The organism is Chitinophaga silvisoli (assembly GCF_003412465.1).
Classification (GTDB): Bacteria; Bacteroidota; Bacteroidia; order Chitinophagales; family Chitinophagaceae; genus Chitinophaga; species Chitinophaga silvisoli.
Genome location: NZ_QTJV01000013.1, coordinates 121,455 through 146,930 on the forward strand (window position 1 = coordinate 121,455; position 25,476 = coordinate 146,930).

Here is a 25,476-nt window from a genome sequence, read left to right on the forward strand (position 1 = left end):
TTAAAAAACGGAAAATGCTTATGAATACTGATTACCGAAGCAGGTGGGATGCCATTGGCATCGCGGCTTCTTTTGCCTGTGCCATACATTGTGTTTTACTCCCGCTCATCTTTACGACGCTCACATTGTTTGGCATTGAATTTCTTGAGAATGTATACCTCGAAATCCTCACCATCCTGGTGAGTATGACTGCCGGATCATGGGCCCTCTTCAAAGGATACAGGAAACATTCTAACAAGACATTGATCCTCCTCTTTGTAACGGGTCTTGTATGCATGATCACCGGCAACCTGTTGCCTGCGCAATCTGCTGAAATAATATGCAAGCTCGCAGGCAGCCTGCTGATCATCATTGCCCACCTGAAGAATGTGAGACAATGCAGGCACCAATAAAGAGAGGGCTTTTGATCGTCATGGCCCTCTACACCATCCTGTACCTGCGTACAGCCTGTGGGTGCAGGCCACCCGCTGAAGTCAGGAAAATGTTGTTTACACCAGGATCCGTGAAATTCAAAATCATTTATAAAAATGCTCCAGGCGATTCAACTGCAATTCGCATATAATGCGCACACAATTTTTCAGTATCCTGATCTTGCGTGTAATAGGGACACTCCCCTCCTGATTACGGGCAGATCGGGTACGGGCAAGACGACCCTTCTTCATTTACTGGCCTGCCTACTGAAACCAGCGGGTGGCCAGCTCCTCATTGATGGCACTGATACGGGTTTATTAAGCAATAGTAAACTGGATCAGTTCAGGGGGCGGCATATAGGTATTGTTTACCAGTCATCTCATTTTATGAGTGCACTTAGTATACTTGACAATATCCTGCTGCCCAGGTTCTTTAGCCGTTACACGCCGGATACCGGCAAGGCGCTACAGCTTGCTGCGCGATTGCAGATTGATCACCTGCTCCACAAGCGGCCAGCGGAATTAAGTAAGGGAGAGCAACAACGGGTGTCTATCGCCAGGGCATTGATCAATAACTCGCAACTGCTGCTGGCAGATGAACCGACCAGCAGCCTGGACGATGATAATGCCTACAGGGTGATTCAGCTTTTGCTGGAACAGGCCGCGATGAGTCATGCCATGCTCATTGTCGTCACTCATGATGCCAGGCTAAAACAACATTTCTCAAACCTTATATACCTGGAGAGATGACAACAAAAATCATATTCAGGAACTTGTTTCAGCATCCCTTATCTACCCTGCTTAGTTTATTATTGTTGACCTGTGGTACCGGGATTATTTCGATGTTGCTGGTGACCCGGCACCAGTTAGCTACCAAAATGGACCGTGAACTGCAGGATATAGACCTGGTAGTAGGTGCCAAGGGGAGTCCGCTGCAACTGGTACTTTCTGCCGTTTACCAGCTGGATGCTCCCACGGGAAATATTTTGCTGAAAGATGCGGACCGGATTGCTGCCTTACCCCTGGTAAAAGAGGCTATTCCCCTCGCCTATGGCGATTCTTATCGATCATACAGGATTGTGGGTACAGATAGTAATTACCTGGGGAAATACAACTGTGTATTCAGCGGGGGGCGCATTTTCAATACGGATATGGAGGCGGTGATTGGCAGTGAAGTGGCTGCACATACGGGCTTAAAGATCGGAGATACTTTTGCAGGGATGCATGGCCTGAGTGATAACGGGCATGCTCACACGGCATTTAAATACAGGGTGACTGGCATACTGATGGAAAATAATACCGTAGTAGATAAGCTGGTGCTGACGAATGTAGCATCCGTATGGAAAATTCATGATGATGGGGATGAAGAAAAAGAGATCACGGCCCTGCTGATCAAATACAGGAGTCCGCAGGCAATGATCTCCCTGCCCCGGATGATTAATGAAACGACACCTATGCAGGCGGCGATTCCTCAACTGGAAATAAAGCGATTATTCAGTCTGATGGGGGTAGGCATAAAGACATTGCAGGCCATTGCATTTGCGATTGTATTGCTATCTGGGCTGAGTGTGTTCATTGCCCTTTATACCAGGCTGAAAGAGCGGAAATATGAGCTGGCACTGGCCAGGGCTATGGGTAGTAGCCGCATGTTGATCAGCTGCTTGTTGCTGTGCGAAGGTTTGATAATGGTGATCAGCGGGTTTATTTTGGGAATTATGCTGAGTCGTGTCGGCTTACTGTATTTGAGTAAATATTCCCGTATGAGCGTATTTAGAATATCTCTTCTGCCAGAGGAATGGCACCTGCTATTAGTCACGCTCCTGCTGGGAATACTGGCAGCTGCGTTGCCTGCTATCCAGGCATTCCGATTAAACATTTCAAAAACGCTTGCCCATGAATAAATTCCTGCTTACATTACTGCTCACAATCAATCCGGCAGCACAGCAGGAAAAGCCTGTAAAGGCAAGCTGGGGCACCTTATTGAATATTAAGTATGAAGAGAAGTACCTGAATGACATCAAAGGCTATATGCTTTTCCCGAAATTTACACAAAATGTAAAAAACCTGGATGGCAAGCTGGTGGAGATCAAAGGTTTTGTGATCCCGGTAGATAAGACAGGGGCGACCCTGGCATTGTCCGCAAACCCGTATGCCAGTTGTTACTTTTGTGGAGGTGGTAGTCCGGCATCGGTCATAACCGTAAAACTAAAGAAAAAGAATACCGGTTACGATATAGATGATTATAGGAAATTCAGGGGCAAACTGAGACTGAATGCTACTGACATCAATGAATTTTATTACGTTTTAGAATTATCCGAGGAGGTAAAATAAGATGACGACCCAAATACAACCCAAACCGGTCACCATTTTAACCGGTTTTTTAGGTGCAGGAAAAACTACCTTTCTGAATGAGTTGCTGATGGCCGGAGAGAAAGGGAAATATGCGATAATTGAGAATGAGTTCGGCAAAGAGTCCATAGACGGAGAGCTGGTGATGGAGATATCGGACAATATCTTTGAGATGAGTAGCGGCTGTCTGTGCTGTAACCTCAATGAAGACCTGGTAGATCTGCTCATTGACCTTTCAAAAAAGTCAGGGAATTTTGAAGAGCTGATTATTGAGACGACCGGTATTGCAGATCCTTCGACGGTGGCGTTGCCATTTCTAATAGACCCGCTGGTGACGCGGTATTATCAATTGCAGCGGGTGGTTTGCCTGGTAGACGCGAGGAATATTGCGTATGAACTGGAGACCACAGAGGAGGCGCGGAAGCAGATTAGTTTCAGTGATGTGTTGTTGATTTCAAAAACGGACCTGGTGAGTGATGAGGAGCTGGCAGGAGTCCATAATCTGCTGAAGGAGATCAATCCCTTTGCCGTGATTTTGTCGGGTACGAAGGAGCATTTCCCGCACCAGTCGATTATGGGGTATATCAGGAACCAGTCAGAACATTTTAGTGGCGGGGAGCAGAAGAAGGAGAAGCATCACCACAGTTTGTCGTCATTGACGCTGACTTTTGATAGGCCATTTGATATTCCTAAGTTAAAGCATACCATGATGGTGTTTATGGCGGTGCAGTCGGCAGATATTTACAGGGTGAAAGGAATTGTGTATGGGTTTGGCGAGAAGGAGAAGTTTGTGTTGCAGTCTGTGGCGGAATACCTGGCGATGACACCGGGAAAGGAATGGGCGGAGGATGAGGTCAGGAGAAGTAAGATTGTGTTTATTGGCAGGAATCTGAAGATGAAGGGGTTTGAGCAGTTGCTGGGCCATGCATTGTATACGGCAGAGAAGTAATGGATGCCGCCCGGGTTCGGGCGGCATTTAAAATGATCTACCACTGTTAAAAGAAACTTTAATAATCCTGCCGAAATGGCTACCTTTGGAATTGTTAACTTTAGTTTCGTTCACTGCCTGAATACACAATAAGAGAATGAGATTGACCAGGAAAATAATAGTGGTATTATCGATATTGGTGATTGCAATAAGTAAGGCATTCCTGTGTCAGTCTAATTTCACTAGTCTCCTGGATGAGATTTATACAAACCCGGGCAGGGATTATCTTTATCACAACCTGTTTCAGCCATCTGTACTTCAGCATTACCGCACGCCTGCTACTATACAGTTGGTGGCTATTGGCAAGACGGGGTTGCAAGCTGATTTTCACTGGGACCTGCTTATATTGCCACCGGTCATCTCCGTTAAAACAGTTCCCCCTGTAAAACAGGAGTACCCGGAGGAAAGCTATACTATCTCCACAAGATCCTTAGCAGGTATCCAGTTTCGTGGTCCGCCATGTATTTGATGTAAATTTTTCGTGTTAATCCATTTTGTGCCAGCTTTTATTAGCACTATTATTCTATCATTTTATTAAGGATCAGACCATGTACATTTCATATTTAAAGTATGAGCCAATAGCGGCTATGCTGTTATTTTTGGCATCCTATGTTTCAGCGAATTATGAGTTTTCGGAGGAGGGTAATGAGGGGGAGAAAGATGAGCAGCTTGTTATTACCTATAATACGACGAATATAGCTGCGGACTTACTGGATGCGGTTGGAGATAAGAGATAAAACGGGGCCGTAGCGCCCCTGCTCCCAACGTTAACATCGGATTAACCTATTATAGAACTGAATTTGATAATTTAGGGCTTCACCAGATCATAACAATAACTGACCCCTAAATGGCAAATTCTAATAAAGTATTTCTCAGCTATGCCCGCGAAGATCACAGAATTGCAGAACGGATCTACCTGGATTTAAGACGTGCAGAGATCAATGTATGGATGGATACAAAATGCCTGTTACCCGGACAGGACTGGAAGAGGGAAGTAAAAAAATCCATCAAGGAATCCGCTTATTTTATTGCCCTTATTTCAAGTAAATCAATTAATAAAAGAGGCTATGTGCAGAGTGAAATGAAGGAAGCCTTAAATGTGGCCACAGAAATTCCTTCGGGGCAGATTTTTATTATCCCGGTGCGGTTGGAAAATGTGACACCCATTGATGATGAATTGTTACACCTGAACTGGGTTGATTTGTACCAGTCTTATAACAAAGGGATTGGCAGGATCTTATCGGTGTTAGCCAATCTACAAAAAGAGCAGTTGCAGTTTTTAGATCCGGTTGTACCGGTTGGGTTCAGGGCACCGATTGACTATGAGCCATTTGTCAACTATGCGGAGTTTGTGCGGGAGATCCTGAGCAGGTATCCGGATGCGGGGCATTTTATTGACAAGAAGCATGCATTGTATATCACTTATGAGACGACTACGCATGAGACATCAATTCCAGAGCATTTGATCACCCAGTACCCGGATAAAATGACAATTGTGTTGCAGCATCAGTTCAGGAACCTGATGGTGAATGATAAATGGATGGTAATAGATTTGTGGTTCAACCAGGTAAAGGAGACCTTAAGGATTTCTTATGATTCTATTGTTGAACTGGCATCTACGATTGGGTTTAGGGTGACCCGGGAAGTGTAGATGTCGCTTGCGATAAACAATGTATAAAGGGTGTCCTGGTTATTTATGATCCGGGACACCCTGTCTGTTTTAATGATAATAACAGATATAAGCTACCTCTGTCTCACACACCACCTCAAATGAAGAATTGCCAGCTACTTCAAAAGAATCTCCTTTTTTATGGTGCAGCCATTCCCCGCCACTTAGCTTTGTACTCATAGTTCCGGTAATTACTTCCATCACCTCCGGTGAGCTGGTATTGAATACATAAGTTCCTTTCTTCATCACTCCCACTGTTGCTCTTCCCTTCTCTGTAGCGATGCCAAGACTTTGCACTTTCCCGTCAAAATATACATTGTGTGAAACTATATCAGGCGCATTTGAACTACTCATAACTATTGCTGTTTTATGATTGATGCGCTAAATTAATTTTTTCATTGACAGGAAATTGTAAAAATTCAAACCCGGAGGGAAAAAAGATCTTAATTCATCGCAGCGATACTATCATCTATAGCTTTTTTTATTTTCTCTATACTTATATCCAGCATAGTCGGTGAGCTAAAAGCAAAATCACCTTTGGGATTAATCACGAACATCGTCGGATACCATTTTACATGATATTGCTGATTAATCTTATCCTCATTCAGGATATGGATCCAATTCATCTCCTTCTCCTTTACCATCTCCCGCACTTTCTCTTCCGGCGAAGTTGTAGCCACTGAAATAATCTCAAACTTATCTTTCGGATACTTGTCTCTCCATTCTTTCAACATGGGTATTTCCGCTACACAAGGGCCACACCAGGTACCCCAGAAGACAAGCAATACCGTCTTTTTATTGTAAACTTCCGCTAATGACACCCGCTTATGATCCAGGTCATCCACAGTAAAAGCAGGTGCTTTTTTCTTTAATTCCAGGCCCTCTCTCTCCAGGAGGTAACTTTTAATGGATCTACCTTGCTCGCTATCCCTTAAATTAGCCGGGAATAAGGTCTTAAATTCCCCTAACAGGTAATCAGGACTGAGTTCATACATCGCTTCTTTTGTAAACCAGGAAAAAGCAAAAAAGGAATCTGAATGATCGCGGATATATTGCAATCGTTTCTTTTGAAAGACTGTTCTTAGCGCTCTCAGTTTTTCGATTTCATCCGGGTTGTTATATAACTTCGGATCAGATCCTACTGTTTCAAACCTTTGCTTATAAGTGTCAAAAGCATCTTTAATGTATGCTTCAGCAACTGCCTCTTCTTTCTTATAATCCTTTGCGTTTACAAGCTGCATGTTGCTAAAGGGGTTCCCGCTATCGGCGGATGCCGTACAGGTCACAGTGGCTGCTTGCCCAGTAGTATAAATTTCTATACTGTAACTGTCATCTCCTACATTACGCCATGCTATAATATCAGCATTCACAGTATTGTAAGTATGGGAGATGATGGCTTTGTTTCCTTTGATGGTAGCCGTGTCCCGCGACCAGCCCTTTTTGTTACAATCCCAGTGAGAAAACCCGATTTCCTTTGCAATAGTACTATCAGGCAGAATAAAGGTGACCTCAAACTTCTTTTGTCCAAATACCAAAGCGGGAACAAAAATACAGGTTAGCAAGTAAATGGTTCTTTTCATTTTTACGCTTGTTTGAGGGCAAAAGATAGGTGAATAAATGTTAGTATATCGTTAAATGATATATGTCATAACAAAAAGAGGTTGTATCAAAAGTAAGCTGATGGTATTGAGCATGCAATAAAAGCAACGCTCTCCATCAGGATTCCGGGTTAAGTTCCGGAAATTTACCTTTGCTACAACCTCTTCAATGATTGATTATTCAAATCAGTTTGCTGGAGTATTGATCTTACGGCCTACTGCCTGCAGGAGACTATAGGTGCCCTGCACATCCTGGGATAATTCCCAGATCATTACGCCTTTGATATGCTGCGCGGCATAGGTAGTTTTGGATTCAATCGTTGTAATGCCGTTATATTTGTAGCCATCATATTCATCTACATAGGCCGCTGCAGTTCCGTATTTTGCCAACAGTTCACTAAAGGAGATCTCACCTGTACCTACTGTAGGTTTATATCCATAGAAGGGAACACCCAGTACAAGTTTTGAAGCAGGTGCACCTGAATTAATAAATTTCTGGATATGCGTAACAGCGGCATCATAAGTGGAGTGATTGCCGGTGCCACCCCAGCCATTGTCGTAAGACATGATGTTGATGAAATCCAGGTAAGCATATGCAGAAGATGGTATCATACCATCATCATAAGCAGCGGTAGCACAGGTGACCAGTTTGCCCATCGGGTTGATCTTGTTCCTTAATGCAGCTATGAATGGTGCATAATTCTGTTCGCTCTTGATGGTGGACAGGACATCGCCTTCTACATCCACATCGATACCATCCAGGTTGAAATAAGTAACGAATGCTGCAAGGTTATTGATGAAGGTGCTACGGTTTGCAGCCCTGAATAACACTGCCATATTTCCGGCATTGGGGTCAGGATTACCACCGCCCAGTGAAGCGAGTACTTTACGGCCTTTGGCGTGCGCTTTGCTTACCACGTAGTTGATCTGGCTGGCACCGAAATCGCTATAGAGTGGTTGCCCGTTAGACATAACAGCACCAGAGGAACTGGCTGCAAAAAAAGCCAGGTTGATATGAGTGACGATGTTAAAGTCGATAGCATCTGTGACAGCGTTTACATCAGCCCAACCGGGTACGTAGCCGATCACGACCTTGTCAGGGTTGGTAGCCAGCGTGGTGGCAGTGCTGGCAATATCATTCGCAGATAATTTCTCTGATTGCTTGCCACAGGAACAAACGAGCATAGAGAGGGCTGTAAAATGGGCTAAAAGTTTGTGTAAGGTTTTCATTTTCAATTTGATTTGATGGTTATTCTAACGAGGACCAGGTGAAGGATCCCGTGCATGGAGTACTGCTCTATTTCTGGTGGAAACAGATCATTCAGGCTTACGTGTACGTACACGGAATCAAATATAGGGATTAGATTTTGAATAGCAAATTTCCTGGCCATAAAAGAAAAAGGTGTCTCAGGTAATTGAGACACCTTTTTCTTTTATGGATAAAAAAGCTATTTCTCCAGTTTAAATCCTTCTACTATCTTAGGTCTCTCAGGCGCATTCGCTACGCTGAAACCCGTTGCATACATCCACTTCGTCATCTTCGTCAGCTTCTCTATATTGATTGTCGCAGCTTCATCTGCAGGTGTATGATACAGCGGATGCGTCAGAGTTGTGAAGAATATGGCGGGTATATTTTTCCTTACATAAGGCAGGTGATCGCTACGGAAATAAAACCCTTCAAAATGAGTGGCTTTATCCCAGGCAGTATCCAACTTAAATTTTGGTCCTTTTGCATTTTCTGCCAGCGCAATATTTGCCAGGTCAGCTGAATTGAGGTGAGGTGGGGTAATACCCAGTAAACCTGCGCTATCAGGTGCATTCATTCCGATCATATCTGCATTTAATACTGCTACCAGCGATTGTGCTGGCACAGTAGGATGTTCTGCAAAATAATAGCTACCCAGCAATCCACGTTCTTCCGCCCCATGCCATATAAACAATGCGCTACGTTTTGCAGGCTGTTTATGAAACGCACGACCTATTGCCAGCAGCGCTGCACAGGCTGTTGCATTATCATCTGCTCCATTGAGAATAGAATCCTTACCGGGTTCCACTTCACGAACGCCATCATGATCTGTATGTGCGCTAAACAATACGTATTCATTCGCCAGTTTAGCATCAGTGCCTTTTACTTTTGCAACTACATTCACAGAAGGATAAGTAAATGCCTCGCCATATACATTTGCCTGGAAGGTTTGATTAGGTTGACGCACGAGGTCCAGTGCTTCCTTCTTCACCCAGACGATAGGAATGCCATTCAGGTACTGCCTGGAAGGTCTGCCTTCTATACGATAGGTACCACGGATACGGTCAGGAATCGCCCTGTTCCAGGCCTGTTCTGCCCTGTCATCGGATACAAAGAGAATGGCCTTCGCTCCTTTGTTTGCCAGTTTCAGTGCCCAGTCACGCACTACGAACGAAACATATCTCCATGGAATCACCTTGCGGGGATCGCTCTGGCCCTGTTCTGTAAATTGCAATGCCACGACTTTGCCTTTGATTGTCTCAGCATCTACATGATCAGGATTCGTTACAAACACAATAGGTGCATCTACAGTTGCGAAGCAAGGCTCCCAAATGATCACATCCTTCCAGAGGTCGAATGTACGGTTGCCAATTTTTACAGTGCTGCGATCGCCTACGCGTTCACGTATTAAGGGGTAAAACTGAAAATAAGTACCATCATCTCCGGCTGGCTCCAGGCCGGCTTTACGCGCCTGCTCTGCCAACCACATAGCTGCTTTCAACTCATCGGGGGTGCCTGCTTCTCTGCCTCTGAAATGATCATCAGCAAGGGTAAACAGGTCCTTCTTTATTTCTTCCTGCCGGATGGCGGCTATGGCTGTACTTTTCGACTGCGCATTGGCCTGCTCTGCTGAGCATAAGATCGTGCTGAGGAATAATGAAACTAATAAATGATCTTTTCTCATGCGGTTTTACTATTATATGATTAACTGCTTGCAAAGTTAAGGAATAATGCTTCAAGGGATGATTGAGAATAATTCCCTCCACCAGGTACCCGGATGAATGCCGGAAGCTATTACTTTGATAGTACCTCTTCTTTTCAGTAAAGCCGCATGGCTGCACGCCGTTTTAAAAAAGCAGCGCAGGCAACTATAAATCAACATATTATACAATTACAATTGTAAAAACCACAATTATCAGGTTTATATTGAATTAAATGCAATGAAATAGATAAAAAAGTACTACCCCCATGTCATAAGTTAGCATACATTTGAGCAGTTAACTATTAATACAAGGAATGCCACGTTTTTCAATTTTCCCCTGCCAAAGGACGGGTATAGAGAAACCTGCGAACCTGTTTTTAAAAGACCACAATTCTAAATCCAATAACACTTATGAAAAAATTTCTCCTACTCGTTGCAATAGTCGCAACATCATTCCATGCTTATTCCCAAACCATCGATCAGAAAGTAGAGGCCCTGTTGGCAAAAATGACCCTGGAGGAAAAGGCAGGTCAGATGACGCAGATCAGCGTAGAAGCATTTTTGAAAACTACCAATGGTGTCCTGAATGAGCCACATGAATTTGATATGGCGAAACTGGAGCTCGCCATCAAAAAATATAAAGTAGGCTCTATTCTCAATGTCGGCGGGAACGCACAAACGGTGGAGGTCTGGCGGAAACGGATTGAGACAATCCAGCAACTGGCACTCCAGGAAAGGCTGAAAATCCCGGTGCTCTATGGTGTAGATGCCATCAGGGGGAATAACTATACCCTGAATTCAGTGATGTTCCCGCAACAGATTGCGCAGGCGGCCTCTTTTAATCCGGCTATGGCCAAAAAGGCCGCGGCGGTGACGGCTTATGAAACAAGGGCTTCTTTTATTCCATGGAATTTTAGCCCGGTATTAGACCTCGGCAGACAACCCGTATGGCCACGTATCTGGGAGACCTATGGTGAGGATCCTTACCTGGTGGCGGAAATGGGCAAGGCTGTAGTGCAGGGATACCAGGGGGATGATGTGGTGACTGATAAATACCATGTAGCAGCCTGTTTGAAACATTATATGGGTTACAGTATGCCATTGAGCGGGCATGATCGTACACCTGCATGGATACCGGAGAGGGAGTTGCGGGAGTACTTCCTGCCACAGTTTGCCGCAGCAGTGAAAGCAGGTGCAAAAAGTGTGATGGTGAACAGTGCGGAAATCAATGGTGTGCCTGTGCATGCGAATAAACACATTCTGACAGATATACTGAAAGGAGAATTAGGATTTAAGGGCCTGGTGGTAAGCGACTGGCAGGATATTCAATACCTGTATCAGCGTCACCGGGTAGCGAAGGATAACAAGGAGGCGGTGATGATTGCAATCAATGCGGGTATTGATATGAGTATGGTGCCTACCGATTTTACATTTACTGAGGCACTGATAGCGCTGGCAAAGGAAGGGAAAATACCGATGACGAGGATTGATGATGCGGTGAGGAGGATCTTAAGAGTGAAGTATGAAACAGGACTTTTTGAAAATCCGGTGGGCGCTGCCAAAGACTATCCTTTGTTTAACAGTGCGGCACATAATCAGCTGAACTATGACCTGACAGCGGAATGCATCACATTGCTGAAAAATACGAATAATATTCTTCCATTGGCGCAGGGTAAGAAGATCCTGGTAACAGGTCCATCAGCCAATTCAATGCGGTCTTTAAATGGAGGATGGTCCAGGATCTGGCAGGGTACGACAAGTGATGAGACGGAGAAAGAGAAGAATACGATCCTGGAAGCGGTGCAGCATGTGTTTGGTGCAGGGAATGTGGAATATAGTGCAGGAGCAGACTTTGACAAGGTGCTGGATGTAAGGGATGCGGTGGCGAAGGCCGCAAATGTGGATGTGATCGTGCTGTGTATCGGGGAGACAAGTTATACGGAGACACCAGGGAATATCGGGGATCTCAGGATTTCAGATGCACAGATAGAGCTGGCAAAGGCGTTGGCAGGTACAGGGAAACCTATTGTGTATGTGTTGACAGAAGGTCGTCCAAGGATTATTTCAGCGATAGAGCCTTTGAGTGCGGCGGTGATTCATGCGTACCTGGCAGGGAATGAAGGAGGCAATGTGATTGCGGATGTGCTGGCGGGGAAGGTGAATCCTTCCGGTAAGTTGCCGTATACGTATCCGAGGTCTACGAATAGTCTGGTGAATTATTATCACAAGTATACGGAGACCTTGCAGTTTGACGAGACGGCGGGATATAATCCCCAGTGGGAGTTTGGGTTTGGGCTGAGTTATACCCAGTTTGGTTATACGAATTTGAAGCTGAGTAGTGCGACGCTGAAGGATGGAGCGCCTATTACGGTGACGGTGGATGTGACGAATACGGGGAAGGTTGCGGGGAAAGAGACAGTGCTGATGTATGTGAGTGATGAGGTGGCGAGCATTACGCCTGAGGTAAAAAGATTGCGTGGGTTTGAGAAGATTGAGTTGCAGCCGGGACAGATGAAGACGGTGACATTTAAGATTGATAAGGACAGGCTTTCATTTATTAATGGGCAGTTGCAGCGGGTGACGGAAGCGGGGGATTTTACGATGAGTGTGGGAGGATTGAAGGCTGGGTTTAAGTATTAGTTGGGATGTTTTTTGGGGAAGATGTTTTCTGGGGAAGATGTTTTTTTGGGAAGATGTTTTCTGGGAAGATGTTTTCTAGAGAGATGTTTTCTGGAGAGATGTTTTCAGGAAAGATGATTTTTTAGGAGAAGGCTGTTCTGTAATGGGACAGCCTTCTTTCATTAATTTTAAGTCAGAGATGCAATCAATTAAAAAGTCAGCAACTTCGCCTGCTCCGGTATAATCAACTTCACATGCAAAGGATTATACGCCTTCAACTGCTCCCGGATCATTTGCTCCCTGTTGCCCCCTGGTTTTATATGCGTAATTACTACCGGGAAATCTTTCAAAGACTCCACCCCTGCCAGTGAGGCTAAATCCTGTAATTCCGACATCAACCAATGTGGCGTGAGGTGTCCGAACAACAATTTATCTGCCTGCTCATTGGCAAAAGACACTTCTATAAACAGCGCTTTTAATTTTTTGGATTTTAATAAGGGTGCAGCCTGTTCCCAAAGCTGGTGTAGCTTGTTAGAATGCTCTACAGAATCTGCCCCTGTATCACCCAGGTAAAGCAGGTAGGCATCCTTATGCCTTACCAGGAAAGCGGTACTTTGATAAGGGCTGGAATGAGCAAGTGGAAATGCCGTCACCTGCATATCGGTGTTTTGCAGGACAGTTTCAGTTGCGGGTTTAAGCACAGTATAGTGATACTTATTCAGCACAGGCTTCTCCCCTTCATCTGCAAAATTTGCCCAGCTTTTCCAGCTAAAATATTTATCTTTAAGAATATCAAGTACGTAGTCCAGTCCATAAATATTCTTGGTACTGTCATCGGGTGAATTGATGACCATCCCTGCTAAGTGATCCAGATGACCATGAGAGATCAGGAACCCTTTTACGTTCCTTTTCAATACCTCCTCGGCATCGCCGTGTAATAGCTTCGCGTGTATAGCCTTTTCGATACCATAATGTACCGTACCGGCATCCAGGCAAACATAGTCTTCACTCCCCTGCGGGGCAATCATATAAGCAGACAGGTTGCTTTCGTCCGTACCGCCCTTCACCCCCAGTGGGATCACTTTAAAAGAAGTTTGTGAAAAAGCGAATTGACAAAAGAAGCAGGCTGTCAGCGTAAGCGTGGTAAAAACAGACTTCATGATTATTTTTCTAGTAAAGGAATGATATGCTCCCAGTTCAATGCTTTGGCAAAATCAAGGGCGGTTTTGCCATTGTTGGTTTTGAGAGATGTATCAGCACCGGCAGCCAGGAGTTCTTCGATTAGGGTCCTGTTGCCGGCGATGGCTTCTTTGTGAAGGAGCGTATAGCCGTTTTCATCTACTGCATTTATTATAGCGGGATCCTGTTGCAGGTGTTCAGCTACTTTTTGCCGCATGTTTTTACTCATGGGATGTTCGATCAGGTTCTCAGGATGTTCTTTTTCCTGGTATACGATCAGGATATCATTGTAATCACCGAAATCAAGTCCCCAAGCAGCATCATGATCATTTCTCTCCTCTTCACTCATTTGTGAACGAATAGCATGAATGGTAAAACCGCCGTAGGTAAGATCCTGGTTCACAAATAGCCAATCACTGATCTGATCGAGAGATAGTTTTACTTCTGCACCGTTCTGGATATTAGTCAGCTCGTTAGGAGTATTCACAAGCACGCCATAGATATATTCGCCATCGAAGCCTACGTTGTTGATCCACATGTTTTCTGTAATCGGTTCTGTATCGGGTCCGGTTTCCTGCATAAATACGGCTTTGACGCAGGCTACATTCAGGGCTGGGACTATTCTGCGGTATTCCCAGGAGAGTTCGCGCCAGAAATATTTAAAGGTATTTTGAGCCTTTTTGTATGCCGCCATCATGGCTGGACTATCCCCTTTGACATAGAATATCTTTTCGTTACTCATGGTTCCTGTTGAAGTTTGTGGGTTTAAATTTAACTAAACAAATCAGAGGGCAGTAAATTACATAAAAAAGCCAAAATAGATGCCAATCTAATATTATACCTTTATCAATAGGTCTGACAGCCCATCATTCCTGGATCTATAATCACAACATAAGCGGTTGTCAATGCGGTTAATTACACCCACTTTCGGCAAAATCCCCGCGGGGCAACTTGCGCTATATGGTCTTACACTCCGGAAACCTCATTATTTCCTGGTGTTCATGCTGGAGGGGAATAGCAGTCATGGGGTAGATCTTAAAAAGTAGACAATCAACGGCATTTCATATTGCCTTGTCAAATGCATGCATTGCCGGCATCTAAAGAAGGGACTGACTATTTCAAATTGAATTTTGATGAATATTGTTTATCGCATTTGCCCAGGCTGTATTCATTTTTGATTGATCCTTATAATAATCAGAAAATTACATTCACGGCCAAAGCGGCCGGCAGGCTAAGAGCGAACTTTGAGAGATTACAGGACTTACCGGGGGCACCTGAAGCGGAGCCTGAACTGCTCCTCTCCTATCTGAATACATTGCTGACGGAAATTAACATTGGCTATTTCGCCGGTGATAAAAATCCGGCTGACAATAAGCTGGCTGCCCATATTCGTTTCAAACGGCTGGTAGAGGAAAGACTTATGAGACAGCTGACAGTGCCCGTATCGCAGAAAGTCTTGTCATTAGCACTACTGTGCTTTACAATATCGTAAAGTATTACGCGGGGTGTTCTCCAAAAGAGTACATCCACCACCGGTTAATACTGGAAGCTAAACGGCGTTTATGCTATTCAGCGAGTTCTATAAAAGAGCTTGCTTATGACCTTGATTTTAATGACCCTGAATATTCTCCCCGGTTGTATTAGAAAAAGGCCAATGTGCATCAGCGACGTAAATATTATGAGGCGATCATCACACCTGAATCAGAGCTCCAGCCTGCCAGGGTGCATATAAAATGGGTGGTTCGGGAGATTATGTTATTGTGGTGGGAGTTAATGTGCATAAGGAGGGTAAAGTTCCCAAAAGGGTATGTGAGCTGTGATATGAGATTATTAATAACAACGATCTTCAATTAAAGGAGATCTGGCTACATGATGGATTATTTTAGATCAGGCAGGATTATTCTTAATCAATTTCTCAAATGCTGCCAGAACTTTTTCCTGTGACATTTCCATGCCGACAATGTTAATATTTGCTTCTGCCAGCATGGCCAGGTAGCCCATGCAACCCATTTTAAGGGTATATTCCGGCCATTTGCAGGACATTGTTTCCCATAGACCAAAAATGCTGTCATTTATAACCAGGTGCTTATTTTCGACATCTATGAATAATTGATTTTTGGCGCGGGCATCACCTTCGTGGGGCAGAGGAATAGATTTTCTTCTTTTTAATAAAGGAATTGCTTCCTTCCCATAAGAAATTATATTTTCAAGGGTTATATAGTTTGTTTCTGTCACAAAAAGCCCGATGTTATCCCTGATAAGGACCAGGGCGAAAGGATATTCATCAGCTTCCCCGTCATTGATGATCTCTTCTTCTGTCGGGGTTTTGAATTGATAAATTGTAGTTCCTGAGATATAGTCTATTCCCATAAAGGGTGCCGCATCATAGATGTAATTTGGCAGGTAGATTAATTGCCAGTCAGGCCATCTTTCCTGCAAGTTGGCCATGAAATACCGTAATACGGATGTTTCATTTTCCATATCAAACGACCAGAATGCCAGGTGTTTTGCTTCCATGTCAGCAATAACCAATCCCTCCATCCATCCGTATTCTATCAGGGAATCAGAACGTTGGTGTTTCTTCAGACTTTCGAAAAAATTATCTTCTCCTGAATAGAGGTCCTGGGTAATTTGGCAGGCACCCCATTTGTTGTAATAGATAGTCAATAAGCCCTTGCTTTTGATAATGTAGTTGGCCCTGCTTCCCATATACTCTTTTGCTGATTTGTATCAAAATTAAGCCCTTTAAGGGATTATTTTATTTTGTATCTCAAAAGGTCGCGGCTATGTACCCAGGGATTCCTATTATTGAAATCGGAAAACGTAAATATTATGGATATTATCAAGGTAGTATGGGTTGTAAGTGAAATATAGGGATCAATGCATTCATATTAACAACGCTTTTAAATTTACTTTTATTTTGATCTCCAATTATAGGCATGCAGTTGAATCAACTTCAAAATTGACCAGAATTTACTTGAATTGATCCCGAACTAATGAAAACAGCATTAAAGAACTGGGATTAGCAGTCATTACCGTAGTAAGATTACATGACAAAGTGCAGATTCCACAGCATTTGCCGGTGAATACGGTAGGGGTGATTACAGCGAACAATGTACGGGGTGAACAGTTGGAATAATTATGAAAATGCCGAAGCGGGCGGGCTCTTTTCATCAGCATTTAAACTACACATATCTTATCATTTGGGAAAACTCCTGTAGATGCAGCCTGATCATATACATCAACTTTTTTTGAAACCAGTCGATTGTCCGGATATCCCTGTTACCTGATATATACTCCTGTGCGGTACCTTCAAGTCTTTGCTTTAACCTGTCCATATATTTATTACTCCACAGGTGAACGGTGTTCTCATGTTTCATTCTATCAACATGCTGAATGGAAAAAAGAAATTCAGTGTACATCAGGTTAACCGAATCACATGCAGCTACATCAAAATTATTGAGAAGCATATCAGCGTTATTATTCATAGACTTGGTTTTAAAATTTAAATAAACAAAGTGCAGGAAGATCTACTCTAATGTAAAGATCGGGCTGTCATTTATTGTGCTGATTACCTTGATTTCTTCATCATTCATCTCCAGCCGAAACAAACTTTCATTGGCAATTTTCTTTAATGATTGCATATAGAAGATGCCATCCAGCATATGAATTACGATTGGTATAGTAGCGCGGCGATCTATACAAAGGGAATTGTTCAAAAATCTGAACTTATTGTGTTCAGTCTTTTCGTAATAGGCTCTGCTATGTAGTTTGTTGTAAATGTCGCTTATGGTCATATTTGAATTTTTTTATTATAGGAAAAGGGATTAATTCCCTTTTCCATCAATATCATTGCACGGTTACCAGCGGTTATTATACCCAGATCTCGCTGGTCCTTCCTCCCTGGGTTTGGCTTGATTGGCGGTAATTGTTTTGCCGTCAATTATAGACCCGTTCAATTCTTTAATAGCTTTCTCAGCTTCCGCATCATCGGGCATGGTAACAAAGCCAAAACCCTTGCTACGGCTGGTAAACTTGTCAATTATAATATTTGCTGAAGTCACGGTTCCGTATTTGGAAAAATGATTATTTAAATCCTCTTTAACAACAAAAGGACTCAGATTGGACACATAGATATCCATTGTATAATGTTTTTATTGTGAAAAAATTCGAATGAGGTAATAAAGGTGGTAAAAAAGAAGGCTGTAAAAGAAAACCAGGTTATTAGTGCCTTAAACTCAAACTATCATCCTTATAAAGGTATGGCTAATATATCTCTCTACCTAATTTATTTATTATCACAGAGTTTTGTTAAAATTTTCAGGGTTTTTATATTAAATCGATGGGGTGCCCGGTACTGTCTTACCTTTCGGGAGTGGTGCGACGGTGTTTTATAACTACCGGGATTATCAGTTTAAAAATAATACAAGCCATACCTTTTAGATCAACCTGTGGTTTTCTGAAAAATGCCTCGGGGGGCATTAAGGATTGACGAGGAGTTGGATTATGCTTACCAGGTGGAAGAAAAGGAGCATCAGCCTTGAAAATTGGTAAGCAATTTTACAGAAAGGATAAGATGTGGTACCATAAAATCCTGAAGTTTCAGCGTGGTTAAGTGGTGGAGACGGAGTTCCAACGAAAAGCAGCAGCTGTGTGCGGTGTATACAGGTCAGGCCATGAGTAATAGTCATCAATATACGGGGAACTGGTCATTTAGTCTGATACTAAGGGGCATCTCAGTGGATGATCATCCCCTTTACAAGCCGGCAGCATAACCTTTGGTGAGCATTGATGATACTATAATACAGTTTAATCATGCAAATCAGTTTACAGTAGAATATGTAAATAATGAGCAGCGTATCCGGTAGAATTTTATAGTCCAGGATCGGGGTGTGAAAGTGCAGACACTTAGTGCTAATGATGGGTATAGTGATATACTTGTAGGAGCATATTTGCAGGAAAAGGTGGCGGACACTTCATTGTCTTCGTTATCTTCCGGTTTTAGGGCGGAAGCGGCCGTTTCGGTTTCGGTTTCGGTTTCGGTGAAGGCGTTTCCAAATCCGGTAGTCAATTATTTATCGGTGCAGTTGCAGGGATTAGACGCGAAGCTTTCCACTTACATAAGGGTAATCAATACACAGGGAGTGTTGGTGAAAGTGGTGAAGGTTGGGAATATAGCGGATGGAGTGCTGTCTGTAGATGTGAGTGGGTTTATACCGGGAGGGCATTTTGTACTGGTGGAGAATGGGCGAAATGTGTTTAAAGAGAAAGAGGTGAAGGAGTAGTTTAAATAAATAATTAGTATGCCCCCGGAAAGGTTTGTTGCCTTTTGGGGGCAAATTATTTTTAAACGGATTTATTCCATTTTGGAAAGGAGCCGAAGATATCCTGGTGTTGACGAAGGAGTTTTTTCTTCAGGGTTTCGGGACAGTCTTTGTTGTTGGCATTGTAAGTGGCGTACCAGTAGATGTTGAGTGCTTCGATGTTTTCCCTGGTCATTTGTTTCTTCCAGGCGATGTGGGCGGGAGTTTTGCCAAACTGGTTGGCATTGATGATTTCGTCTTTGAGGTTTGATTTGTTTGAGAAAGAGCCGTCTTTTTCAACCTTGCCGGAATGACCGATGTAGATGAGTTCAACGCGGCCTTTTTTAAGGGCGTAGATGATGAAGATTCCGTGTGTATCAGCGGGTGCGTTGCAGACTGATGGGAGGTCTTTCTCGGGTGTGAGGAAGAAGTTGCCCTGGGAGGTGTATTTGTTTAGAATGTCGAACATGGTGTAAAGGTAAAGGAATAATGTGGGAGATTTTAATGGGGACAGTCAAAAACAGTGTGGCCCTGATTTAGTTCCTGGGGTTGAATGCAAGTGTATCATTAACGTATTATCTGGCGGCAAGGTACCTCTCTAATACATATCCATCCCGTAAATAATCCTTATAATAATAAATATGACACCATCCATTATTACTTGCCCCAATTTTAACGGGAGTAAGATAGTCAATCCTATCAATGATGGGGTAAGTTGCATTAGGTCCTGAGCGAACATTCAGGAAATTTACACCAACAAAATATTGCGTACTTGGTACAGATGACCTGTTATATTTTTTCGGACCGGATACACGGGGAGATGTATTGCCTGGATAGTATGGAATAGGCGCTGAATAACGACCTCCACCACAAACCCCACAACTACCTCCACTATTACAGTATTTACAATAGTTGCATGAAGTACAGGCAGTACAATTTGCTGCCCCTACGCATTTGCCGCAACAGGCATCCCGGACTTCAGAAGGGTTATCGTTAAAAAAAGCCAGGGTACAGAACAGGAGGATACGAACGGTCATAACATGTAATTCATTTAACAACGTGAAATTTACTAATTAAAAGAAGTTGTATCAAAAGTAAAATTACTGGGGTTTAATCCGGATTCCTGGCTAAGAGAATTCTATTATTGATGCTAATTGCCATGAAATTACTTTTGATACAACCGCTTTCAATTTATGCCGTCGGCATTGTAAATGACCAGCCACTCATTACTAAATGTTGCACTGCTTCATTTTGTTTAGCACCATCTACTTTCGGAGAAATCCCCTGATCTTCCACAAATTTCTTTTGCAGGTAATCAGTACCTCCAAAAATGATCAACAGGGCCGGGAAGATACCGATGAAGCCCCATAACAGGTCGATCTTAAAAAGAATTAATTCCAATCCTATTGCAATCCCTACGGAAATCCATCCTGCTTTGGTAGCTGCTGCTTCATGGATATTGCGGCAGCTTTTGCACCTGGATATTCCTACAGGAATCTTCTGGTATTTTACGGATCGGTAGACAATTATATTCGTTCTGTCCTGCTCTTTATACAATGATAAAAAGTAATTGTCTTCCATATGCGAGGAATGCCCTGATTCGCAATACTGACATTTAGTATCGGTGGGCTCCAGTCGCTTTCTTGCCTGGTTAAAAACGTACATAGGTATAGTTGTGGTTTAATTATCTTTTTTATCAGCATGTACAGTAAAGGCTACAACGAAATACACGACAGCTGCAGGTATAATTGCTAAAAACATAGGAATCAGCAGTTCGATGTTGATAAACCTTGTTCTCCCTTTAAGGTAGTAGGTATAGGTATATGGGAGAATAACGGCAAATGTGATGAACGAGAGCACACCTGCAACTGGTTTATTTCTAAAAGCAAAATAACCGGCACCGCCTGCGATCAACATTGCAGCAACCGTCCATGTAAGCGAATGCACGTTAAAGATGGTACCGGCGAGGGATACCAGCACTACAACAATAAAGGCGATTCCTCTCGCCTCTTCCTCTTTCTTGTTCCGCAGGGCTCTCTCAACAATTTCCTGTTTAAATGCTTTGACTTCATTGCTGACTAAGTAGTGTGCGGTAGCTTCGTTAAAGCCTTGCTCCACTAATCGTCTGACAGTTATGTCCATGATAAAAGTTGATTGCAGGATGGAACGTCTTATTTCATCCTTTTGGTCCTGGGATAGGGTATTATTCATAGTAATATAGGTCTGGGTATAATATTGTCCTCTTAAAACAGTAATAGGGTTGACTATAACATATAAAACAAAAATAATATGAATTACGGAGATTTAAAAGATAATTTGGTAATATTTTATAAGATACTGTATTTCAATTTAGTTTCTTGACCTTGAATCAAGTCCCTTAACAAACAAATTAACAGTCCTATCTAACGAAAAAAATCTTCCCTGCTTCAAGCCCTCTATGGGCAAGACTTTATTTCATGAAATCACTATAAGGGATAAAAAAATATCATAAATATGAATAATTAACACAAAACATACAACCATAACATAATATAATACGTATGTGATATATAAAGCTTAGTATGCCAATTCGTAAACTATTTTCACTGTTATTAATCATAACAGTGTCGATGAGCTCTTTTATACCACAAAACGAGTCCCGGAAAAGCATTACCTGGACAGCCATCGGAGATTCCTTTACTTATTTAAATGACCACCTGGAAGAGAGTGAGAATCGTGTTGAAAAAGGTTGGATAACAAGAACTACAGAACTGGTGCCTGGATTGACCTATACCAACCAGGGCCAGAATTACCTTACAAGTGTTGAAATAGCCTACAAAATAGATGACCTGGGTATAAAACCTTCAGATGTTTATACCATATTCCTGGGCACGAACGACTGGTGGCTGGGTGTAAAACCGGGTACATTAGACGATTATACTAACAATACTGGCATTGCAACTTTAAATGGTGCTTTCAGGGTGATCATTGACAAATTGCGCAGCCTTAACCCGAAAGCACATATTATACTCATCACCCCTATGCAGCGTGGCGATTTTGTGTACCTTCTTAATCACAATTTCAATAGCTGGGGATCTTATAAAGAACAGGAAGGGCAAAGTCTGGAGACATTTGTTAATGCTGTTAAAGCAATTGGCAAGGCAGAAAACTTCGAGGTATTGGACCTCTATAGTGAACCCAGGTTGGAGATCAGCCATGCAGTGAAATTTAAATTACTCCGAGATCCTGTAACGCGTGAGTACAAAGAATATGCTTATCCTGATTATACCAAAATACCCTTTACAGTAGGAGACCGCTATCCGTATCCGAAGGAAGCAATGGATATTACTTATGATGGGATACATCCCTCGGACAAAGGAGGAGCTATAATTGCAGAGCTTTTGGCAAAGGTGATATCAGGCATACAGTTTTAAATAAAAGAGTTTGTATCAAAAGTAAAATTCCCGGAATTTAATCCGGGTACCTGGCGGAGAGAATTTTTGTTTATGTAATTCTCAATGCCTTCAGGTTACTTTTGATACAACCTCTTTTTAATGAGTAACCTTTTCGGGGGATTAACGCATAATAATATTATACGATATCAGCCAGATCAACTTTTAGCCAGTTGCCGTGTTTTATAAGCAAAACAGGCGCTGGCAAGGGGTGTTTACCCAATATTTTAGGGGGATTAATTGCCTCTCTAACCCGGAAAACCCGTAATAGAATTGTATTACGATCATTTGCAATAGTTTTTTACCTTTGCATCCCAATTGAATTCTATGCTTGAAAATTTGAAAATAGGAATATTAGGAGGCGGCCAGCTGGGAGGTATGCTTTTAAGGCATGCTATTGATCTCGGACTCAGCGTTTCAGTATTGGATAAGGATGCAAATGCACCTTGTGCCCGTTATACTTCTTCTTTTTTCTGTGGTGATCCTAAATCTTTCGACGATGTATTGGCATTCGGCAAGGAACTGGATGTGATCACTATTGAGATGGAAGCGGTGAACATTGATGCATTACGTGAACTGGAAAAACAAGGTAAAAAGGTTTTCCCCTCTCCTGCTACTATTCAAGTGATCCAGGATAAGTACACACAAAAGCAGTTTTTGCTTTCTCACAATATACCGGTGGTGCCAGGCATTGCTATTGAAGATAAAAATGACCTGGTTAAGCATGAAGATAAAATTCCGGGCTGTCTTAAAAAACGTCGTGATGGTTACGATGGCTATGGCGTAATGGTGTTAAAGACAGTAGCAGATATTGAGAAGGCTTTTAATGCGCCTTCAGTGCTGGAAGAGCTGGTGGATATTAAGCATGAAATTGCTGTGATAGTAGGAAGAAACGAACAGGGCGAAGTGAAATGTTATGATCCGGTGATGATGGTCTTTTCGGAGGAGAAGTTTGTGCTTGAATCCCAGGTAGCGCCGGCGCAACTGGCGGACGGGATGGCTGAGGAAGCATTTGCAATTGCTGAGAAGATTGCGGATGCGTTGAAATTGGTAGGTATCCTGGCAGTAGAAATGTTTGTGACAAAAGACAATAAAATCCTGGTGAATGAGCTGGCTCCAAGACCACACAATAGCGGTCACCATACGATAGAAGCCAGTACCACTTCACAATATGAGCAATTGCTGCGTGCTATATTAGGATTGCCTTTGGGTGAAACGGCGCTGCACCTGCCTTCACTGATGTTGAATATCCTGGAGAACGAGGCGTTGAGGTCTGACAGGCAGGAGAAATTCAATTCCCTGTTGGCGGTACCAGGTGCACATCTTCACTGGTATGGTAAGAAAGGTAGCAGGATAGGCAGAAAGGTAGGTCATGTAACTGTTACCGGCAGTACCATGGAAGATATTCTTAAGAAGGCAGAAACTATTCGGAAAATTTTAAATTAATACATATGAAACAGGTAGAAGTAGGCATTATTATGGGCAGTAGTTCTGATTCACCTATTATGCGACAGGCAATAGAGGTGTTAAAGAAGTTCGACATAGGCTATGAGTTTAATGTAGTGTCTGCGCACCGCAGTCCGCAAAGGATGTTTGATTATGCAGCCAGTGCAGAAGAGCGCGGACTGAAGATCATTATAGCTGGTGCGGGTGGTGCAGCGCATCTTCCTGGTATGGTTGCTGCGATCACTACTTTGCCTGTAATCGGGGTTCCGATTAAGTCATCAAATTCTTTGGATGGCTGGGATTCTTTGTTGTCTATTGTGCAGATGCCAGGGGATATTCCGGTGGCTACAGTGAGTGTGAATGGTGCGCGGAATGCGGGATTGCTGGCGGTGCAGATATTGGCGACGAGTAATGCAGAGTTGAGGAACAAGCTGGCGGAAATGAAGAAGGAGAATAATGAGAAGGTGGAGAAGATGAATGAGACGCTGGATAGGTCTTAATGTATGTTTAAATATTTAGCCCGCAAATGTTATGTTTGCGGGCTTTTTTATTTTTTATTCCTGTTGGTGAATTCCCGCTGTTAAACATTCGTACATCTTCTTGCTATTATTTCTTTATCCGGCAGGATCACCCATTCTTCACTATCATCCCCGGTATATAAAGCATAACCAGGCCTACATTGTCTCACACGTTGTTTCAGCGCATGCATTCCATGGAGAAATCCCTTCTCTTTTGTGGTTTGATAAACATACTTAGAACAGGTATGTTTAAAAATACAACGTCTTCTATGTTTTTTGGGTATTGTCCAATAGAGATGAATCAGCGCCATCAGCAGCCATTTCATATGTTATTTTTAAATACCAGTACATTATAGGTGGTATAGAAACCTGGTTTTGCGCCGATACCGAAGCAGCCTTCATCGGCAGCGATGAAGGTTTGTACGGAATCCATGCGTATATATTCCCAGCCTTGTAACACATGATCGTCAATAATAGTTTGCATTTGGCTGGCTACTTTTGCAGAAGTATCATTTCTCTCCATATGGGCGGTAAAGGGGACTACTTTAAATTGCATTGTATGTGGGTTTTGTTGATTAGAGTCTGGAAAAATTATCAAGGATCCATTTCGCAATAAGTTCCCGTTTATGGATGTTTGAGGGTACGTGGTATCGGATTATCTGTTCTACTTTCCTGTAGGTAGGGAGGTCTTGACGAAACCTGTGTTTAGGGACGAAGTGATTAATGAAATACAGGACTTCATAGCCTTCTGTCCTGTTTAATTGGCGCGCATCGGTGCCACCGCGGTAATAAGGGTTATCACGATCATCATGTGCATGCCATTTGTAATAACCGTTGTCGTAGAGCATTTGGGATCTTTGAAATTCCATAATTGGTAATTTTTAGAGAATAAGATTAACTACGTGAAATTGATTGAATCAAAAGTAGATGATTTGGGGAAGGGATTGGGAGGGGATTTTTCCGGTATTTTTGATTTGGTGTAAGTAACAATTAAAGGTATAAAACCTGGCTTAAAACA

32 protein-coding genes are annotated in these 25,476 nt (G+C 42.8%); 15 read left to right on the plus strand and 17 right to left on the minus strand.

Going from position 1 to position 25,476, the window contains the following annotated elements; all coding sequences use genetic code 11:
- Positions 1-20: 20 nt before the first annotated feature.
- From DXN04_RS28010 to DXN04_RS28045, 8 genes are all read left to right on the plus strand, one after another.
- A complete protein-coding gene (locus DXN04_RS28010; RefSeq protein WP_158569196.1) occupies positions 21-392 on the plus strand; it encodes a MerC domain-containing protein in 372 nt (123 codons plus the stop codon).
- Positions 393-527: 135 nt separating this feature from the next.
- Entirely contained in the window at positions 528-1,160 is a 633-nt protein-coding gene (locus DXN04_RS28015) for an ABC transporter ATP-binding protein (protein WP_116856725.1), read from the plus strand.
- Entirely contained in the window at positions 1,157-2,311 is a 1,155-nt protein-coding gene (locus DXN04_RS28020; RefSeq protein WP_116856726.1) for an ABC transporter permease, read from the plus strand. Before DXN04_RS28015 ends, DXN04_RS28020 begins: the two co-directional genes overlap by 4 nt.
- Positions 2,304-2,741 (plus strand): DUF3299 domain-containing protein, encoded by a 438-nt coding sequence (locus DXN04_RS28025; RefSeq protein ID WP_116856727.1) that lies wholly within the window; start codon positions 2,304-2,306, stop codon positions 2,739-2,741. The genes DXN04_RS28020 and DXN04_RS28025 overlap by 8 nt, the downstream gene beginning before the upstream one ends.
- A 1-nt stretch (position 2,742) precedes the next feature.
- Complete coding sequence (locus tag DXN04_RS28030) at positions 2,743-3,708, plus strand: CobW family GTP-binding protein (protein ID WP_116856728.1); 966 nt, start codon at positions 2,743-2,745, stop codon at positions 3,706-3,708.
- A gap of 136 nt (positions 3,709-3,844) precedes the next feature.
- Positions 3,845-4,216, plus strand: a complete 372-nt coding sequence (locus DXN04_RS28035) for a hypothetical protein (protein ID WP_147320084.1) — start codon at positions 3,845-3,847, stop codon at positions 4,214-4,216.
- Between the two features lie 118 nt (positions 4,217-4,334).
- Positions 4,335-4,484, plus strand: coding sequence for a hypothetical protein (locus DXN04_RS34945; RefSeq protein ID WP_158569198.1), 150 nt, complete (start codon positions 4,335-4,337; stop codon positions 4,482-4,484).
- A gap of 110 nt (positions 4,485-4,594) precedes the next feature.
- The gene (locus DXN04_RS28045) at positions 4,595-5,398 is read left to right on the plus strand and encodes a ClpXP protease specificity-enhancing factor SspB (RefSeq protein ID WP_116856731.1); all 804 of its coding nucleotides are present in this window, start codon (positions 4,595-4,597) and stop codon (positions 5,396-5,398) included.
- A gap of 69 nt (positions 5,399-5,467) precedes the next feature.
- On the opposite strand, the gene ppnP is transcribed toward DXN04_RS28045, so the two are convergent.
- The 4 genes from ppnP to DXN04_RS28065 all read right to left on the minus strand — a co-directional run bounded on the left by ppnP (position 5,468) and on the right by DXN04_RS28065 (position 9,944).
- Complete coding sequence (ppnP, locus tag DXN04_RS28050; RefSeq protein ID WP_116856732.1) at positions 5,468-5,770, minus strand: pyrimidine/purine nucleoside phosphorylase; 303 nt, start codon at positions 5,768-5,770, stop codon at positions 5,468-5,470.
- Positions 5,771-5,859: 89 nt separating this feature from the next.
- Positions 5,860-6,996 carry a TlpA family protein disulfide reductase gene (locus tag DXN04_RS28055; protein WP_116856733.1) on the minus strand — a complete coding sequence of 379 codons (1,137 nt, stop codon included), beginning with the start codon at positions 6,994-6,996 and terminating at the stop codon, positions 5,860-5,862.
- 204 nt (positions 6,997-7,200) lie between these two features.
- Complete coding sequence (locus DXN04_RS28060; protein ID WP_116856734.1) at positions 7,201-8,244, minus strand: glycosyl hydrolase family 18 protein; 1,044 nt, start codon at positions 8,242-8,244, stop codon at positions 7,201-7,203.
- A gap of 218 nt (positions 8,245-8,462) precedes the next feature.
- A complete protein-coding gene (locus DXN04_RS28065) occupies positions 8,463-9,944 on the minus strand; it encodes a M28 family metallopeptidase (RefSeq protein WP_116856735.1) in 1,482 nt (493 codons plus the stop codon).
- A 429-nt stretch (positions 9,945-10,373) separates the two neighbouring features.
- Here DXN04_RS28065 and DXN04_RS28070 point away from each other — a divergent pair, with 429 nt between their 5' ends.
- Complete coding sequence (locus DXN04_RS28070) at positions 10,374-12,602, plus strand: glycoside hydrolase family 3 N-terminal domain-containing protein (RefSeq protein WP_116856736.1); 2,229 nt, start codon at positions 10,374-10,376, stop codon at positions 12,600-12,602.
- 188 nt (positions 12,603-12,790) lie between these two features.
- Here DXN04_RS28070 and DXN04_RS28075 read toward each other — a convergent pair whose 3' ends face one another.
- On the minus strand, positions 12,791-13,741 hold the full coding sequence (locus DXN04_RS28075) for an MBL fold metallo-hydrolase (RefSeq protein WP_116856737.1): 951 nt from the start codon (positions 13,739-13,741) through the stop codon (positions 12,791-12,793).
- Positions 13,742-13,743: 2 nt separating this feature from the next.
- The gene (locus DXN04_RS28080; protein ID WP_116856738.1) at positions 13,744-14,502 is read right to left on the minus strand and encodes a DUF2314 domain-containing protein; all 759 of its coding nucleotides are present in this window, start codon (positions 14,500-14,502) and stop codon (positions 13,744-13,746) included.
- A 336-nt stretch (positions 14,503-14,838) separates the two neighbouring features.
- On the opposite strand from DXN04_RS28080, the gene DXN04_RS35480 reads away from it, so the two are divergent.
- Both DXN04_RS35480 and DXN04_RS35485 read left to right on the plus strand, forming a co-directional pair.
- The gene (locus DXN04_RS35480; RefSeq protein ID WP_233525705.1) at positions 14,839-15,252 is read left to right on the plus strand and encodes a hypothetical protein; all 414 of its coding nucleotides are present in this window, start codon (positions 14,839-14,841) and stop codon (positions 15,250-15,252) included.
- Positions 15,234-15,404, plus strand: a complete 171-nt coding sequence (locus DXN04_RS35485) for a helix-turn-helix domain-containing protein (protein ID WP_233525706.1) — start codon at positions 15,234-15,236, stop codon at positions 15,402-15,404. Before DXN04_RS35480 ends, DXN04_RS35485 begins: the two co-directional genes overlap by 19 nt.
- A 243-nt stretch (positions 15,405-15,647) precedes the next feature.
- On the opposite strand, the gene DXN04_RS28090 is transcribed toward DXN04_RS35485, so the two are convergent.
- The 4 genes from DXN04_RS28090 to DXN04_RS28105 all read right to left on the minus strand — a co-directional run bounded on the left by DXN04_RS28090 (position 15,648) and on the right by DXN04_RS28105 (position 17,902).
- Positions 15,648-16,469: a hypothetical protein gene (locus DXN04_RS28090; RefSeq protein WP_116856739.1), complete on the minus strand. Its 822-nt coding sequence runs from the start codon at positions 16,467-16,469 to the stop codon at positions 15,648-15,650.
- Between the two features lie 476 nt (positions 16,470-16,945).
- Complete coding sequence (locus DXN04_RS28095; RefSeq protein ID WP_116856740.1) at positions 16,946-17,248, minus strand: hypothetical protein; 303 nt, start codon at positions 17,246-17,248, stop codon at positions 16,946-16,948.
- 42 nt (positions 17,249-17,290) lie between these two features.
- Positions 17,291-17,557, minus strand: coding sequence for a hypothetical protein (locus DXN04_RS28100; protein WP_116856741.1), 267 nt, complete (start codon positions 17,555-17,557; stop codon positions 17,291-17,293).
- Positions 17,558-17,620: 63 nt separating this feature from the next.
- On the minus strand, positions 17,621-17,902 hold the full coding sequence (locus DXN04_RS28105; protein ID WP_116856742.1) for an RNA recognition motif domain-containing protein: 282 nt from the start codon (positions 17,900-17,902) through the stop codon (positions 17,621-17,623).
- Positions 17,903-18,652: 750 nt separating this feature from the next.
- Here DXN04_RS28105 and DXN04_RS28115 point away from each other — a divergent pair.
- Positions 18,653-19,045, plus strand: coding sequence for a hypothetical protein (locus tag DXN04_RS28115; protein WP_116856743.1), 393 nt, complete (start codon positions 18,653-18,655; stop codon positions 19,043-19,045).
- Between the two features lie 61 nt (positions 19,046-19,106).
- Here the strand turns inward: DXN04_RS28115 and DXN04_RS28120 are convergent, their stop codons facing one another.
- The 4 genes from DXN04_RS28120 to DXN04_RS28135 all read right to left on the minus strand — a co-directional run bounded on the left by DXN04_RS28120 (position 19,107) and on the right by DXN04_RS28135 (position 21,274).
- Positions 19,107-19,532, minus strand: coding sequence for a hypothetical protein (locus tag DXN04_RS28120; protein ID WP_116856744.1), 426 nt, complete (start codon positions 19,530-19,532; stop codon positions 19,107-19,109).
- Positions 19,533-19,638: 106 nt separating this feature from the next.
- The gene (locus DXN04_RS28125) at positions 19,639-20,100 is read right to left on the minus strand and encodes an SH3 domain-containing protein (protein ID WP_116856745.1); all 462 of its coding nucleotides are present in this window, start codon (positions 20,098-20,100) and stop codon (positions 19,639-19,641) included.
- Between the two features lie 154 nt (positions 20,101-20,254).
- Positions 20,255-20,728: a hypothetical protein gene (locus DXN04_RS28130; protein WP_147320085.1), complete on the minus strand. Its 474-nt coding sequence runs from the start codon at positions 20,726-20,728 to the stop codon at positions 20,255-20,257.
- Between the two features lie 15 nt (positions 20,729-20,743).
- Complete coding sequence (locus DXN04_RS28135; protein ID WP_116856747.1) at positions 20,744-21,274, minus strand: hypothetical protein; 531 nt, start codon at positions 21,272-21,274, stop codon at positions 20,744-20,746.
- Between the two features lie 398 nt (positions 21,275-21,672).
- Here DXN04_RS28135 and DXN04_RS28140 point away from each other — a divergent pair, with 398 nt between their 5' ends.
- From DXN04_RS28140 to purE, 3 genes are all read left to right on the plus strand, one after another.
- The gene (locus DXN04_RS28140; RefSeq protein WP_233525707.1) at positions 21,673-22,476 is read left to right on the plus strand and encodes an SGNH/GDSL hydrolase family protein; all 804 of its coding nucleotides are present in this window, start codon (positions 21,673-21,675) and stop codon (positions 22,474-22,476) included.
- Between the two features lie 345 nt (positions 22,477-22,821).
- Positions 22,822-23,940, plus strand: coding sequence for a 5-(carboxyamino)imidazole ribonucleotide synthase (locus DXN04_RS28145; protein WP_116856749.1), 1,119 nt, complete (start codon positions 22,822-22,824; stop codon positions 23,938-23,940).
- A 5-nt stretch (positions 23,941-23,945) separates the two neighbouring features.
- The gene (gene purE, locus DXN04_RS28150; protein ID WP_116856750.1) at positions 23,946-24,440 is read left to right on the plus strand and encodes a 5-(carboxyamino)imidazole ribonucleotide mutase; all 495 of its coding nucleotides are present in this window, start codon (positions 23,946-23,948) and stop codon (positions 24,438-24,440) included.
- An 80-nt stretch (positions 24,441-24,520) separates the two neighbouring features.
- Here the strand turns inward: purE and yidD are convergent, their stop codons facing one another.
- Genes yidD through DXN04_RS28165 form a run of 3 tightly spaced genes read right to left on the minus strand, consistent with a single transcriptional unit; the run spans position 24,521 to position 25,327 of the window.
- On the minus strand, positions 24,521-24,784 hold the full coding sequence (yidD, locus tag DXN04_RS28155; protein ID WP_116856751.1) for a membrane protein insertion efficiency factor YidD: 264 nt from the start codon (positions 24,782-24,784) through the stop codon (positions 24,521-24,523).
- Positions 24,781-25,014, minus strand: a complete 234-nt coding sequence (locus tag DXN04_RS28160) for a hypothetical protein (protein WP_116856752.1) — start codon at positions 25,012-25,014, stop codon at positions 24,781-24,783. The genes yidD and DXN04_RS28160 overlap by 4 nt, the downstream gene beginning before the upstream one ends.
- A 19-nt stretch (positions 25,015-25,033) precedes the next feature.
- Positions 25,034-25,327, minus strand: coding sequence for a hypothetical protein (locus tag DXN04_RS28165; protein ID WP_147320086.1), 294 nt, complete (start codon positions 25,325-25,327; stop codon positions 25,034-25,036).
- Positions 25,328-25,476: the final 149 nt, after the last annotated feature.

Coding starts and splice junctions, on each gene's coding strand:
- DXN04_RS28120 (WP_116856744.1), bottom strand. CDS start 19,532: ATGTTCGACATTCTAAACAAATACACCTCCCAGGGCAACTTCTTCCTC.
- DXN04_RS35480 (WP_233525705.1), top strand. CDS start 14,839: ATGCATGCATTGCCGGCATCTAAAGAAGGGACTGACTATTTCAAATTG.
- DXN04_RS28135 (WP_116856747.1), bottom strand. CDS start 21,274: ATGAATAATACCCTATCCCAGGACCAAAAGGATGAAATAAGACGTTCC.
- DXN04_RS28090 (WP_116856739.1), bottom strand. CDS start 16,469: ATGGGAAGCAGGGCCAACTACATTATCAAAAGCAAGGGCTTATTGACT.
- DXN04_RS28130 (WP_147320085.1), bottom strand. CDS start 20,728: ATGTACGTTTTTAACCAGGCAAGAAAGCGACTGGAGCCCACCGATACT.
- DXN04_RS28035 (WP_147320084.1), top strand. CDS start 3,845: ATGAGATTGACCAGGAAAATAATAGTGGTATTATCGATATTGGTGATT.
- DXN04_RS28010 (WP_158569196.1), top strand. CDS start 21: ATGAATACTGATTACCGAAGCAGGTGGGATGCCATTGGCATCGCGGCT.
- DXN04_RS28015 (WP_116856725.1), top strand. CDS start 528: ATGCTCCAGGCGATTCAACTGCAATTCGCATATAATGCGCACACAATT.
- DXN04_RS28125 (WP_116856745.1), bottom strand. CDS start 20,100: ATGACCGTTCGTATCCTCCTGTTCTGTACCCTGGCTTTTTTTAACGAT.
- DXN04_RS28025 (WP_116856727.1), top strand. CDS start 2,304: ATGAATAAATTCCTGCTTACATTACTGCTCACAATCAATCCGGCAGCA.
- DXN04_RS28030 (WP_116856728.1), top strand. CDS start 2,743: ATGACGACCCAAATACAACCCAAACCGGTCACCATTTTAACCGGTTTT.
- DXN04_RS28045 (WP_116856731.1), top strand. CDS start 4,595: ATGGCAAATTCTAATAAAGTATTTCTCAGCTATGCCCGCGAAGATCAC.
- DXN04_RS28070 (WP_116856736.1), top strand. CDS start 10,374: ATGAAAAAATTTCTCCTACTCGTTGCAATAGTCGCAACATCATTCCAT.
- DXN04_RS28145 (WP_116856749.1), top strand. CDS start 22,822: ATGCTTGAAAATTTGAAAATAGGAATATTAGGAGGCGGCCAGCTGGGA.
- DXN04_RS28140 (WP_233525707.1), top strand. CDS start 21,673: ATGAGCTCTTTTATACCACAAAACGAGTCCCGGAAAAGCATTACCTGG.
- DXN04_RS34945 (WP_158569198.1), top strand. CDS start 4,335: ATGCTGTTATTTTTGGCATCCTATGTTTCAGCGAATTATGAGTTTTCG.
- DXN04_RS28020 (WP_116856726.1), top strand. CDS start 1,157: ATGACAACAAAAATCATATTCAGGAACTTGTTTCAGCATCCCTTATCT.
- DXN04_RS28075 (WP_116856737.1), bottom strand. CDS start 13,741: ATGAAGTCTGTTTTTACCACGCTTACGCTGACAGCCTGCTTCTTTTGT.
- DXN04_RS28055 (WP_116856733.1), bottom strand. CDS start 6,996: ATGAAAAGAACCATTTACTTGCTAACCTGTATTTTTGTTCCCGCTTTG.
- DXN04_RS28060 (WP_116856734.1), bottom strand. CDS start 8,244: ATGAAAACCTTACACAAACTTTTAGCCCATTTTACAGCCCTCTCTATG.
- purE (WP_116856750.1), top strand. CDS start 23,946: ATGAAACAGGTAGAAGTAGGCATTATTATGGGCAGTAGTTCTGATTCA.
- DXN04_RS28160 (WP_116856752.1), bottom strand. CDS start 25,014: ATGCAATTTAAAGTAGTCCCCTTTACCGCCCATATGGAGAGAAATGAT.
- DXN04_RS28065 (WP_116856735.1), bottom strand. CDS start 9,944: ATGAGAAAAGATCATTTATTAGTTTCATTATTCCTCAGCACGATCTTA.
- DXN04_RS28105 (WP_116856742.1), bottom strand. CDS start 17,902: ATGGATATCTATGTGTCCAATCTGAGTCCTTTTGTTGTTAAAGAGGAT.
- ppnP (WP_116856732.1), bottom strand. CDS start 5,770: ATGAGTAGTTCAAATGCGCCTGATATAGTTTCACACAATGTATATTTT.
- DXN04_RS28095 (WP_116856740.1), bottom strand. CDS start 17,248: ATGAATAATAACGCTGATATGCTTCTCAATAATTTTGATGTAGCTGCA.
- DXN04_RS28100 (WP_116856741.1), bottom strand. CDS start 17,557: ATGACCATAAGCGACATTTACAACAAACTACATAGCAGAGCCTATTAC.
- DXN04_RS28165 (WP_147320086.1), bottom strand. CDS start 25,327: ATGGAATTTCAAAGATCCCAAATGCTCTACGACAACGGTTATTACAAA.
- yidD (WP_116856751.1), bottom strand. CDS start 24,784: ATGAAATGGCTGCTGATGGCGCTGATTCATCTCTATTGGACAATACCC.
- DXN04_RS28080 (WP_116856738.1), bottom strand. CDS start 14,502: ATGAGTAACGAAAAGATATTCTATGTCAAAGGGGATAGTCCAGCCATG.